This window comes from Kitasatospora sp. NPDC088861, assembly GCF_044750105.1.
Taxonomy (GTDB): Bacteria; Actinomycetota; Actinomycetes; order Streptomycetales; family Streptomycetaceae; genus Kitasatospora.
In genome coordinates this window covers 24,291-36,784 of the sequence record NZ_JBIVJF010000044.1, presented here as the reverse complement: position 1 = coordinate 36,784, position 12,494 = coordinate 24,291, and the positions used below count along the sequence as shown (strand labels likewise).

10 protein-coding genes and 2 pseudogenes are annotated in these 12,494 nt (G+C 72.7%); 5 read left to right on the top strand and 7 right to left on the bottom strand.

Annotated elements, in window-relative coordinates:
• Positions 1–90: 90 nt before the first annotated feature.
• The gene (locus tag ACIP37_RS36135) at positions 91–1,146 is read right to left on the bottom strand and encodes a helix-turn-helix domain-containing protein (protein WP_363588233.1); all 1,056 of its coding nucleotides are present in this window, start codon (positions 1,144–1,146) and stop codon (positions 91–93) included.
• A gap of 74 nt (positions 1,147–1,220) precedes the next feature.
• The gene (locus ACIP37_RS36130) at positions 1,221–1,616 is read right to left on the bottom strand and encodes a response regulator transcription factor (protein WP_400812273.1); all 396 of its coding nucleotides are present in this window, start codon (positions 1,614–1,616) and stop codon (positions 1,221–1,223) included.
• 271 nt (positions 1,617–1,887) lie between these two features.
• Here ACIP37_RS36130 and ACIP37_RS36125 point away from each other — a divergent pair, with 271 nt between their 5' ends.
• The 4 genes and pseudogenes from ACIP37_RS36125 to ACIP37_RS36110 all read left to right on the top strand — a co-directional run.
• Entirely contained in the window at positions 1,888–4,164 is a 2,277-nt protein-coding gene (locus ACIP37_RS36125; RefSeq protein WP_400812275.1) for a xanthine dehydrogenase family protein molybdopterin-binding subunit, read from the top strand.
• The gene (locus tag ACIP37_RS36120; protein ID WP_363633276.1) at positions 4,161–5,093 is read left to right on the top strand and encodes an FAD binding domain-containing protein; all 933 of its coding nucleotides are present in this window, start codon (positions 4,161–4,163) and stop codon (positions 5,091–5,093) included. The genes ACIP37_RS36125 and ACIP37_RS36120 overlap by 4 nt, the downstream gene beginning before the upstream one ends.
• On the top strand, positions 5,090–5,587 hold the full coding sequence (locus ACIP37_RS36115; RefSeq protein ID WP_363588227.1) for a (2Fe-2S)-binding protein: 498 nt from the start codon (positions 5,090–5,092) through the stop codon (positions 5,585–5,587). The genes ACIP37_RS36120 and ACIP37_RS36115 overlap by 4 nt, the downstream gene beginning before the upstream one ends.
• Positions 5,588–5,640: 53 nt before the next feature.
• Positions 5,641–5,913: pseudogene (locus tag ACIP37_RS36110) on the top strand (ubiquinone-dependent pyruvate dehydrogenase); the annotation flags it as partial.
• 77 nt (positions 5,914–5,990) lie between these two features.
• Here ACIP37_RS36110 and ACIP37_RS36105 read toward each other — a convergent pair.
• The 5 genes and pseudogenes from ACIP37_RS36105 to ACIP37_RS36085 form a co-directional block, all read right to left on the bottom strand.
• Complete coding sequence (locus tag ACIP37_RS36105) at positions 5,991–6,761, bottom strand: pirin family protein (protein WP_400812277.1); 771 nt, start codon at positions 6,759–6,761, stop codon at positions 5,991–5,993.
• 127 nt (positions 6,762–6,888) lie between these two features.
• Entirely contained in the window at positions 6,889–7,230 is a 342-nt protein-coding gene (locus tag ACIP37_RS36100) for a hypothetical protein (RefSeq protein WP_363633272.1), read from the bottom strand.
• Positions 7,191–7,754, bottom strand: a complete 564-nt coding sequence (locus tag ACIP37_RS36095) for an FAD-dependent oxidoreductase (RefSeq protein ID WP_400812280.1) — start codon at positions 7,752–7,754, stop codon at positions 7,191–7,193. The genes ACIP37_RS36100 and ACIP37_RS36095 overlap by 40 nt, the downstream gene beginning before the upstream one ends.
• Before the next feature lie 49 nt (positions 7,755–7,803).
• A pseudogene (locus tag ACIP37_RS36090) lies at positions 7,804–8,404 on the bottom strand (Dps family protein).
• A 142-nt stretch (positions 8,405–8,546) separates the two neighbouring features.
• Positions 8,547–9,527: a helix-turn-helix domain-containing protein gene (locus tag ACIP37_RS36085; protein ID WP_363588221.1), complete on the bottom strand. Its 981-nt coding sequence runs from the start codon at positions 9,525–9,527 to the stop codon at positions 8,547–8,549.
• Positions 9,528–9,692: 165 nt separating this feature from the next.
• Between ACIP37_RS36085 and ACIP37_RS36080 the strand changes: the two genes are divergently transcribed.
• Positions 9,693–12,470: an AAA family ATPase gene (locus tag ACIP37_RS36080; protein ID WP_400845279.1), complete on the top strand. Its 2,778-nt coding sequence runs from the start codon at positions 9,693–9,695 to the stop codon at positions 12,468–12,470.
• Positions 12,471–12,494 lie beyond the last annotated feature (24 nt).

Below are 12,494 nucleotides of genomic sequence, written 5' to 3'. Positions count from 1 at the left end.
TCAAGTCCCTCGCCGACTACCTCGCCAAGATCAACCCAGTCGTCCAGGCATCACGGTAATTACTACCCCCATGATTTGTGGCGCATCACACTAGTCGCCGATCGGTCGGCCGTGTTGCCGAGGAGGCATCGAGACTTGCTCCACCGCGTACTGTTGTTGTTCCGCAGGCACCACACGGCTCGGCGCGCTGTCGGTCGCTCCGGAGGTACGGGACGCGCGCCACTCGCGCGGGGACACCCCGTAGGCGGCGCGGAAGGCCCGGCTGAAGTGTGCCGGGTTGACGAACCCCCACCGCTGGGCGACCGCCGAGACCGTCGGCACGGTACCGCCGCGCCGGGCCAACTCCCGGGCGCACGCCTCCAGTCGGCACCGCTGGACGAGCCGGCCCACCGTGACCCCTTCGCCTTCGAAGACCCGGTGCAGGTAGCGCACCGAGATGTGGTGCGCCTGGGCGATGCTCTCCGGCGACAGCTCCGGATCGCCCAGGTGGCGGTTGATGTGCTCCCGCACCCGCTGGACGAGATGGCCGCTCCAGGTGCGGGAGTCGGTGGCCGCCGGTTCGGTGAGCTGGCCGACGAGCATGATGAGCAGATCGGCGACACTGCCGGCCAACCGGTCGCCCACGGAGGCGGGGTAGGAGTGCGCGGAGGCCGCCAGTGTGTCCAGGAAGGGGAGCAGGACGGCCCCGAACCCCTCGGTGGAGGTGATGGCCGTCCCCGCCGCCTGCCGGATGTCGCACTCCGGTAGCCCAAGCAGCCTGCGCGGCACCTGGAAGACGTGGGAGCGGAAGCGCTCCGGGTAGTCGAAGGAGTACGGCCGCGCGGTGTCGTACAGCACGAGGCCGCCCTCCGCCACCTCCGCCCGACGCCCGTCCTGCCGCAACACGGCGCGGCCGGACGCCTGTACACCCACCCCCACCTGCGGCTCCGCCTGCGGGGACCGGGCGATCAGGCCGGCCGTGCGCGACACCCGCGTCGCGTCCGCCTCCATCGTGGACACCCGCAGGTATCCCAGCCGGTGCGACACCAGGCGGCCCTCGAACGGCCGGTCGGCCAGCGGCACCACCTCCACCGGCACCAGTGTCCGCGACACCGCCTCTCCCCAGAACTCCGCCTTCTTGTCCTCCTGGATGGAGGCGGTGGTCACCGTCACATTCACCTGACTGCCCCTCTCGGCCGACGCCCTGCGCAGTCAGCCTGGTCCGCGGGTCGGCGGCGGCGCTAAGTCATTTGACTGCCGGTTCGCGGGGCGGGGGCGATCGTGCGCTCTCGGCACAGGCGCAGTGCACGGGCAGAACAGGAAGCGGCCCGAGAGGTGATGCCGAGCTTGGGAATGATCTTGTAGAGGTGCGCCGCGACGGTCCGGGGCGACAGGCGGAGCGCGTGGCCGATCTCCTTGTTGCTCAGGCCGGTCGCGGCGAGCCGGGCGACGCGCAGCTCCTGGCCGGTCAGCTCCGCTGCCGGGGCGGCCGGGGTGGCTGAGGTGACCGAGGTGGCCGAGGCTGCAGCAGCGGCCAGGTGGCCTGGTGCAGGGCGCCGAAGGCGAACTCCGTCTCCGCTTCGACGCCGACCGCCCGCAGGACGGCGAAGCCGAGCAGCGGGCGCCCTGAAGGGCATCTCCCCGCAGAATCCGCTGCCACCGCGCCGACTGACAGGCCACCGAGCCGACCGACTGACGGGCTGCAACAACTGGACGGAAGCCGGGCCGTAGTCGGACCACAGAGCCCTGGCGGCGCCCTGACGAGGAAGCAGCCGCCTGCCGCGCAGTGCACAGAGCCTGTCCCAGGGCGCACGGGCCGGGATGTCGCGGGTTGCCTGTCACGGGCGACGCCTACGCTCGTGAACGGTCACTCCCCGCAACAATGACGAGGCGCAGAGGTGTGTATTCGTGGAGCGATGGACCAGGCGCGAGGACGGGCGGCTGCTCACCGGCCAAGGCCGCTACGTCGCCGATATCGCGGTGCCGGGTTGTCTGGACGCGGTCTTCGTCAGAAGCAGGGTGGGCCACGGCACTTTGCGCGAGGTGGACTGTGCCGCCGCCCGTGCGGTGCCCGGTGTGGTGGGGGCCTGGTCTGCCGCGGAGCTGTCGGAGTTGCCCGCGGTGCCGTACACGGTGCTGGCCGGGCTGTCCCACGAGGAGTCGGTGGCCGGTCGGGAGTGGCCGGCGCTGGTGAAGGACCGGGTGCGGTACGCGGGCGAGGCGGTCGCGGTGGTCCTGGGGGAGGACCGTTACCGGGCCGAGGACGGGGCGGCGGAGGTCTCCTGCCGGGTCGATCCGCTGCCCGCGATGGTGACGCCGTCCGCCGCGGCGGACGATTCGGTGCGGCTCTTCGACGGGCTGAGCAACATCGCGTTCCGAGGCGAGGCCGGGAAGCCGGTCGAGGAGTCGGTGTGGCGGGAGGCGGCGGCCGTGGTGGAGGGCCGGTACCGCCAGCAACTGCTGATGCCCACGCCGATGGAGTGCCGCACGATCCTCGCCGTGCCCGAGGGGGACCGGCTGACGGTGTGGTCGGGGCACCAGATGCCGCATCGGCTGCGTCGTGAACTGGCGGCGTTGCTGGGGTGGTCGGTGGACCGGGTGCGGGTGGTGGTGCCGGATACCGGTGGGGCGTTCGGGTCGAAGAGCGCGGCGTTCCCGGAGTTCGTCGTGGTCGCCTTCCTGGCGGTGAGGCTGGGCCGGCCCGTGCGGTGGATCGAGGACCGGCTGGAGTCCATGCTGGTCGCGACCCGGGGCCGGGGGCAGGACCAGCGGGTGCGGCTCGCGGCTGACGCCGATGGGCGGTTGCTCGGCTACGAGTTGGAGATCGAGGCCGACGTGGGCGCCTATCCGCACCTCGGGGTGGGGCTGCCGATGCAGACCGCCTGGCTGGCGACGGGCCCGTACACCACTCCCCAGGTGCATGCGAGTGTTCGCTCGGTGCTGACGAACACGATGCTGACGTATCCCTACCGCGGTGCCGGCCGGCCGGAGGCGACGATCGCGCTGGAGCGGGCGATGGACGTGATGGCGCGTCGGCTGGGTCTGGATCCGGCGGAGCTGCGGCGGCGCAACTTCGTCCCGCCCGGGAGCTTCCCGTACCTGACGCCCACCGGGCGGTGCTATGACAGCGGGAACTACGCCGCCGCGCTGGACCTGGCGCTGGGAACCCTGGGGTACGACGAGTGGCGGGCCGAGCAGGCCCGGCGCCGCACGGATCCGGGCGCCCTGCCGCTGGGCATCGGCCTGTCCTGTTACGTGGAGCGTTCCGGTGGCGAGGCGGGCGGGCTGCACGAGTTCGGCAGTGTCGAGGTCGGCGAGGACGGCACGGTCACCGCTCGGTGCGGTGCGGCGCCCAGCGGTCAGGGACACGAGACGGTCTTCGCCGCGCTGGTCGCCGGGACGCTGGGGGTGGCCGAGGAGCGGGTCCGGTTGGTCGAGGGGGACACCGACGAGCAGCCCGAGGGCCTGGGCTCGTTCGCCAGCCGTTCCGCGCAGGTGGTGGGCGCGTTGCTTCAGCATGTCTCGCGGTCGCTGATCGAGAAGGCCAGGGAGCGGGCAGCGCGGTTGTGGGATCTGCCGGTTGACGAGGTGGAGTGGTCCAACGGCATCGTGCATGCCGCTAAGGACGGCCCGGCGGCCATCGGCGTGGCGGACCTGGTGAAGGTCACCGGGCCGTTGCGGGTGGACGACCGGTTCGAGTCGGGGATGGCCTTTCCGTTCGGCTCCCACGCGGTGGTGGCCGAGGTCGATCCGGAGCTGGGCACCGTCCGGCTGCTGCGGGTGGTGACCGTGGACGACTGCGGAGTGGTGCTCGATCCCATGATCGTGCGCGGGCAGGCCTTCGGGTCGGCCGTCCAGGGCATCGGCCAGGCGCTGTACGAGGGAATGACCTACGACGACGACGGCGTGCCGGTGCTGGCCTCGGGTCTGCTGGACTATCTGCTGCCGACGTTCACCGAGGTCCCGCCGATCGAGGTCAAGGACACCTGCACCCCGAGCCCGGCGACGCCGCTGGGCGCGAAGGGCGCGGGCGAGTCGGGGTGCATCGGTACTCCGGCCGCGATCGTCAACGCGGTGGCCGACGCGCTGCGGATCGCCGACCCGGACCTGTTGCAGATGCCGCTCACCCCGGACGTGGTCTGGCGAGCGGCCCGCGCCCCGAAACACGAGGAGGAGGTCCGGTGAAGCCCGCCGCTTTCGACTACGTCGTGCCGCGCACGGTACCCGAAGCCGTGGAGGCACTCGGTGACCTCGGGCGGAAGGCCCAGGTGCTCGCCGGCGGGCAGAGCCTGATTCTCGACATGCACCTGCAGCGCATCCGCCCCGAGCTGGTGGTCGACATCAACCGCATCGCCGGGCTCGACCGGTTGAGCGTGGACGGCGACACGCTGCGGGTGGGCGCCCTGGTCCGCCACGGCGCCTTCGAGTCGGCGCAGGCCGTGCCGGGCCCGCTCGGCGCGCTGTTCGCGCATGCCGCGGTGAACATCGCGCATCCGCCGATCCGCTCCCGCGGCACGATGGTGGGCAGCTTCGCCTGGGCGCACCCCGCCTCGGAGTGGTGCGCCATCGGCACCGCCCTGGGCGCCGACATCGAGGTGCGCGGCCTGGAGGGCAGACGCACGGTCGCGGCCCGCGACTGGTTCCACGGTCCGCACCGGACCGCGCGCCGACCGCAGGAACTCATCACCGCCGTGCGGTTCCCGCTGCTCGGCGACGACACAGGGGTCGGCTTCGTCGAGCACCGGCGCACGCACTTCTGCTTCGCCCAGGTGGCCGTCGCCGCCGCGCTGACCGTGTGCGACGGGGTGATCAGCGAGGCGCGGATCGGCCTGGTCAACTGCGCCGACCGGCCGCTGCGGGCCCACGCAGCCGAGCAGTCGCTGATCGGCACCGAGGTCGGCGCGCCCGTGGACGGCTACCGGCTGCCCGACGGCCATCCGTTCACCCACGCGGGCCGGATCGCGGCGACCCAGGACGCCGCACCCCTGCCCGAGCCGTTCGCCGATGTCGAGTACAAGCGGCACGCCATCGCGGTCCTGGTCGGCAGGACACTGTGCCAGGCGGCGAACGACCAGCGGTCGCGCCTCGCCCAGCCCAAGGGAGACCACACGTGAAGATCACTCTTACGGTGAACGGGGAGGCGTATCCGCTCGACGTGGAGCCGCGCCGCATCCTCGCCGACGTGCTGCGGGAGGACTGCCGGCTCACCGGCACTCACCTGGGCTGCGAGCACGGGATCTGCGGGGCGTGCACGGTGCTGGTGGACGGCGAGGCCGTCCGGTCGTGCCTGATGTTCGCGGTGCAGTGCGACGGCAGTTCGGTGCGCACCGTGGAAGGGCTCGCCGGGCCCGAGGGTGAGCCCCACCCGCTCCAGCGTGCGTTCTCCGCCGAACACGCCCTGCAGTGCGGCTTCTGCACCCCGGGATTCCTGATGGTGGCCGCCGGGGCGCTGGAGGCCGATCCCGCCATCGGCGACTCCCCGGAGCGCGTCGACGGCCTGGTCGGTTCCAACATCTGCCGGTGCACCGGCTACGAACCCATCCGCCGCGCGATCCTGCGGGCCGCGCGCGAGCAGACCGGAGGAGAGCGGGACGCCGGTAACCGGTGACATCCCCGCGGGGATCATCGACGGCCACGCGCACTGGCTGCCACGCGACCTGCTCGCACACCGACCACGCGGCGATCGCCAGGGCCGCGGGTGCGCGGGGCATCCGGGTGGAGCAGCCGGCGGAGGTGCGCGAGGCCCTCCGGCACCCGGGCCCGGCCCTCGTCGACGTCGTCACCGACCCCAACGCGCTCTCCATCCCGCCCAGGATCACCTCCGAGCAGCTCATCGGGTTCGCCCTGTCCGCCGGCCGCACCGTCGTGAACGGCGGCGTCGGACGCATGGTGCAGCCGGCCCGCGCCAACCTGCGCAACATTCCCGGAATTTGATGCAGCGTCATGCAAGGGCGGCGGACGGCGGATGGGGTCTGCCGCCCGCCGCCGTACCTGTGCTCTGTCTTGGCGGGTCAGTTGGCGATGGTGGCGTGCATCTCCCAGGCCAGGATCTCCGCGGGTTCGACCGCGGTGACCCTCTGCCCGCCGATCGCGGTGAAGCGTACGGCGTCGCCGGCGGCCAGTGGGCCGATGCCTTCCAGGGCGACATTGCCGCGCGGGACGAAGAGGTGCACGAAGGGGGCGTCGGGCAGTTCGGCGCTCTGGCCGGGTTGCAGCCGGGCCACGTGCAGCGCCGCGTAGCGGTTCCTGATGCGGATGGCGGCGGCGCCGTGGTGCTTGTCCATCCCGGAGGCGACCGGGATCAGGCCGCCGGACAGCAGCGCGTCGTCGATTTCGAGCTGCTCATAGCCGGGTGTGATGCCACCCTCGTCGGGGACGACCCACATCTGCACGAAGTGGACGGGATCGGTGTGGGCGTCGGCGCCGCTGAGGCGCCAGGAGTCGTTCTTCTCCGAGTGCAGGATGCCGGTGCCGGCGCTCATGCGCTGGGCGAGTCCGGGGTAGATCACGCCGGAGTGGCCGGTGGAGTCCTGGTGGACCAGCGAGCCCTGTAGGACCCAGGTGACGATCTCCATGTCGCGGTGCGGGTGGGTCTCGAAGCCGCTTCCCGGGCGGACGGTGTCGTCGTTGTTGACGAGCAGCAGCCCGTGGTGGGTGTTGGCGGCGTCGTAGTGTCCGCCGAAGGAGAAGGAGTGCTTGGAGTCCAGCCAGTCGATCTTCGTGGCGAGGCGCTCGCCGGCGCGGCGGACGTCGACGCGGGGGTGGTTCGCGGTGGTGTTCACCGTGTTCTCCTTTCGGGCGGTCCGGGAGCTCTCGCGAGGGCCCGGTGGCGCCTTTGTGGCACCCTGCACAAGAGAACATAGTTCATTGTTCAACTATTCCGTCCGGGGGCGCCTCGCGGGGGCGGTGTCAGGGCCCGTACTGCTCCAGCAGGCGCAGCCAGATCTCACTCATGGCGGGGAACGCCGGGACGGCGTGCCACAGACGCTCCAGCGGGACCTCGCCGACGATGGCGACGGTCGCCGCGTGGATCAGTTCGCCGACACCGGGGCCGACCAGGGTGCAGCCGACCACGACGGATCGCTGCTCGTCCGCGACCAGCTTGGCGTGCCCGCGGTAGCCGTCGGCGAGCAGCGAGGCTCCGGCGACGTCGCCGATCGGGTACTCCACCGCCCGGACCGGGAGCCCGGCCCGGCGGGCCTGCTCCTCGGTCAGGCCGACGGCGGCGGCCTCCGGCCTGGTGAAGACCACCTGCGGTACGGCGTGGTGGTCGGCGGTGGCCGCCCAGGCGGCCCAGGGGTGGGGTTCGCGTGGCGTCCGGCGGCGCGTGCCGCGATCGCCGCCGCGCAGGCCCTGGCCTGGTACTTGCCCATGTGGGTGAGCGGCGAGCGTTGGTTGATGTCGCCGGCCGCGTAGAGCCAGCCGGCGGCGACCTCCGTGACCCGGCAGCTGTCGTCCACGAGCAGCCGGCCGCCGGGCGCCAGGCCGACCGTCTCCAGGCCGAGCCCGGCGGTACGCGGACTGCGGCCGGTGGCCACCAGGAACTCCTCGGACTCCACCGTGGAGCCGTCGGCCAGGTACGGCGTGACCACGCCGGTCGAGCCGTCCCGGGTCAGGCGCTCGACCTCGGCCCCGGTGCGTATCCCGACGCCCTCGCCGCGCAGCCCGTCGGCGACCCGCACCGCGGCGAACGGCCCCCAGGCGGGCAGCAGCCCCTCGCCGCGCACCATGGCGAACTGCCAGCGGGACAGTTCCACCGTCGCGGACGACGCCATGGTGACTCCTGTCAGCGCTGCGAGGCGGGGTGCGGGTGGAGCGGGTGGGTCACAGCCGCACCAGTGGGGTGTCCACCAGGTGCTCGGCCAGGAACCACACCTGCGCCTCGCCGGTCCGCGCGACCTGGGAGACCAGCAGGTCGTTGGTGCCGTCGTCGCCGAGCGCCGCGACCCGGCCAGCGGCATCACGGGCGTCGACGAGGATCGCCTCGTGCGCCGCCAGCAGCCGCGACAGCATCGCCGGCACCTCCTCGACGCCGTCCGGCGGACGCGGGATCGAGGTGATCTCCGCGACGTGCCGCGGGTCGCCGACCGCCACTCCGCCGAGGGACTGGACCCGCTCGGCGAGCACGTCCACCAGCGCCAGTTGCTCGTCCGCGTGCTTGTCCAGCAGCAGGTGCAACTGGTAGAAGGTCGCCCCCCGCATCAGCCAGTGGTGCTTCTTGTGGAGCGTGTAGAGGATCCGGGTGTCCGCGAGTACCCGGTTGAGCCGCTGGCAGGCGTACAGGCGTACAGGCGTACAGGCGCGCATCGTGGGAGAGGCCGAGCGGAACCTGGGTGACGGTTCCGAACTCCTGGATCTCCTGGCCCTTCTGGTGCAGCAGTGGCTGGCTGCTGCCGCCGATGGTGGGGCGGTCGGAACTGCTCATGGGAACTCCCTCGGCCGTCGCGGTCCGGTGACCCCCCGGTCGCGGTCCAGTGACTCGGGCAAAGCTATGGGCGCGCGAAGTGCGGGATTGTTCCGAAGCGCACCGATCATTGCCCCTGCGCGCCCGGCTCGGGCGCACGCCGTCACCGAGCCGGGGTGAGCGGGTGATCGTCGCCCCCTGCCCGGGCGCGCCATTCGCGGGGCGTGACGCCGTAGGCGGCGCGGAAGACGCGGCTGAAATGGGTCGGGCTGACGAATCCCCAGCGCCGGGCCACGGCTGAGACGGTCGGTGTGGCGAAGGCGCGCCGGGACAGGTCGTGTGCGCACATGTCGAGCCGGCGGCGTTGGATCCAGCGGGTCACCGTGGTCTCCTCACCCTGGAAGAGCTTGTGGAGGTAGCGGACCGAGACGTGGTGTGCGGTGGCGATCCGCTCGGGCGAGAGTGACGGGTCGCCGAGACGGCACATCATGTAGTCCTTGATCCGCGCGAGCATGGCCGGCGCCATCTCCGGTGCCGTCGGGTCCAGATGGCCGCTGTGCTCCTGGATGAGCAGGGCCAGCAGATCGACGGCCGTGTCGGCGAGCCGGATCCCTGCGCAGGGGTCGAGCTTCGCCGCCTCGGAGGCCAGCTTCCGCAGGTACGTGGTGACCAGCCCGACGGATCCGGACGCGGATGCGAACGGCGCGGCGGTGGCCGCCCCGAGGTCTCGGTCGGACACGTGCAGGACGTGTCGAGGCAGCCGGAACGCGGTGAACCCGAAGGCGCCCGGGAACTCCTTGGCGAACGGGCGACTGGAGTCGCAGAGCGCCAACCCGCCCGGGCCGCAGATGATTTCCCGGCCGTCCTGGGAGATCCTCGCGTGGCCCTGGTGTTGAATCGTGAACGCGACCCAGCCCTCGCCGCCGGCCTCGATCGTTCGGCGGCTGCGGGTGACCACCTGCGGTCCGGCTGCCACTCCGGAGATCTGCACGACTCCCAGCCGGTCACTGCTGAGGGTCCCGGGGGAGGGCTCCCGTTCGAGGAGCCGGAGCTCCAGCGGAATGAACGCCCGCGCGACGGCCTCGTGCCAGAACTCGGCACGCTCGCCGGGGGACAGGGATTCGGTGGATACGGTGGTTGGCACAGGGCTCCCCTCGTCGTCAGCCGTGGGCGTTGGGCATGGAGTCACCACCGCTGACCTGGCACTATCTTGCAGGCGTCGCACAGGGCGGCGCTTCTGCCAGATGACCGGTCTCGGCGGTGGAACGCATGGAGCAGCCGCGGGCAAGGACCAACAGCAGGGGTGGGCATGGAGAGCTTCGGCGGCTCGGAGATCGTCGGCAGGGAGCGTGAGCTGGCGCGGATCGCGGGGGTGCTCGACGCGGTGGACAGCCGTGCCGGCGTCCGCGCCCAGGTGCTCGTGCTGACCGCCGAACCCGGCGCGGGCAAGAGCACGCTGGTCGACTGGGCCGCGGCCCGGGCGGCGGGCCGCGGCTTCCAGGTGCTGCGGGCTCGCGCCGGTGAGGGTGAGGAAGGTTTCGGATTCGCCGGGTTGCACCAGCTGCTGCGGCCGCTGCTGGGGGAGGCCGACCGGTTGTCCGCTCCGCAGCGGGAAGCGCTGCTGGTCGCCTTCGGTCAGCAGGCGGCTGCCGGCGACCGGCAGCCCGATCCGCTGCTGATCCGTTACGCGGTCCTGAGTCTGCTGTCCGACGCGGCCACCGGCCGGCGACTGCTCCTGCTCGTCGACGACGCCCAGTGGCTGGACCAGGGCAGCGTGGAGGTGCTCGCCTTCCTCGCCCGTCGGCTGGACGGCGAGGCGATAGGCGTCCTGCTGGCCGCGCGGGAGGAAGGCCTTCCCGGGCAATTCGACCGGGAGTTCGCCGTCCTGGCCGTCACACCGCTGGACCGCGCGGCCGCGGGCCTGCTTCTCGACCGCCAGCCGCAGCCGCCGCGCGGCCGGGCCCGGCTGCGGATCTTCGAGCAGGCTAGCGGCAACCCGCTGGCGCTGACCGAGCTGGCCCGAGCCGTCGCCCGGGAGCCCGGCGGAGCGAAGGGGGCGGACGCCGCCGAATCGCTTCCGCTCACCGCCCGTCTGGAACGCATCTTCGCGGCGGATCTCGCCGGCCTCCCGCAGCGGACCCGGCAGGTGCTGCTGCTGGCCGCCGCGGCCGGCCCCGCGCAGTTCTCCGAGGTGCTGCGGGCCACCCCGGACGCGGGGGACCCGCAGGTGTGGCTACCCGCCGAACGGGCGGGTCTGGTGCGACTGGAGCCCGGGCAGGCCCGGCTGCGCCATCCGCTGGTGCGCTCCGCCGTCTATCAGGCGGCCTCCTTCGAGGAGCGGCGCGCCGCCCACCAGGCGCTGGCCGAGGCACTGGTGGACGACCCCGACCGGCACGCGTGGCACCTTGCCGCAGCCACGCTCGGACCGGACGAGGAGGTGGCCGGGGCACTGGCCGCCGGCGCGGAGCGGGCACGCCGACGCGGCGGATACGCCGCCGCCGCGGCCACCCTCGAACGTGCGGCCGCACTGACCCCGGACGCGAACCTGCGGGCGAGGCGGCTGCTCGAAGCCGCCACCATGGCGATGTTCGGCGGCTGCCCCCAGTGGGTGGGCGAGCTGGCGGTCAGGGTCTGTGCGATCGCGGAGGACCCGGAACTGCTCGCCGAGGCGTCCATGCGCGCCGGCTGGTCCCTGGCGGTGACCACCCGGCACGAGGAATCGCTGGGATTTCTGGTGCCCGTCGCGCAGTCCATGGTCGAGCGGGCACCCCAGCTCGCCCTGGGCGCGTTGGGCACGGCAGCCACCCCGGCGTACAACGCGGGCTCCCTCTTCTACCGCGCGGAGCTGCGCCGGATCGCCGAGCTGGTGCCGGAACAGCCGGACGAGGTGGACCGGATCTGGCTGCGGGCCGGCACCGAACCCTTCACGGACCGCGAGTGGGCGCTGCCCGAGCTCCGCCGCTGCGTGGCCGAGGCGCCCGAGGACTCACTCGCGCATCTGGCCGAACTCGGCGCCGCCGCCTGGATTCTCGACGAGACGCAGCTGGCCGTTCGGCTGCTCGGCCAGGCGATGGACCATCTGCACCGGGCTCCGACGGCCGGCGGCAACGCGGTCGTCGCGCAGGCGCTCGCGCTCGCACTCTTCGACAGCGGCGCCTGGTCCGCGGCGCGGTCCACCGCGCAGGAGGCGTACCGGGTGGCCGTCGAGGTCGGCTCGGACAACGCCGCGGTGGGATCGCCCATCCTCCAGGGCACCCTGCTCGCGCTGCACGGCGACGCGAGCGGGGCGCGCGAGCTCATCGGGACGGCCGTCGCCGGGGTGGACCTGTCCTGCTCGCCCAGCCTGTTCGTACGGTCCTGCCACGCGCTCGCCCTGGCAGCCCTCGCCGAGGGTGACCACCTCGCGGCGTACCGGCAGCTGCGAGCCGTCTTCTCCCGCGACTTCCACCCCGCCCCGGTGCACTACCACGCGTCGTACTACTACCTCGGCGACCTCGCCGCCGCGGCTGTCCGCGCCGGTCACGAGGACGACGCGCGGGCCGTGCTGGAGGTTGCCGTGCGCTCGCTCGGCTGGCTGCGCTCCGCGCGCCTGGAGGTGGTGGTGAACCGGGCCTGCGCGCTGCTGAGCGGGCTGGACCAGGCGGAGCAGCACTTCCGCGCCGCCCTCGCGGACCCGGCCGGTGACCTGTGGCCCTTCGAACGGGCGCTGGTGCGGCTGGAGTTCGGGGAGTGGCTGCGTCGCCACCGCCGGGTCACCGAGGCGCGCACCGAGCTGAGCGCCGCCCTCGGCATCTTCGAACGGCTCGACGCCCGTCCCTGGACCGAGCGGGCCGCCTCGGAGCTGCGGGCCGCCGGTGTGCCGACCACCCGTACGGAGACCGCCGGCCGCACGGCCGACCTGACTCCGCAACAGCTGGAGATCGCCCGCGCGGCCGCCGCCGGTCTGACCAACCGGGAGATCGGCGCCAAGCTCCTGCTCTCCCCGCGCACCGTCGGCTTCCACCTGCACAAGATATTTCCCAAGCTCGGCATCACCACCCGGACCCAACTGCACGACGCGCTGGGGGACGCGCAGCGTGCGGGCTGACCGCCGGTCCGCGTGGCGACGCCG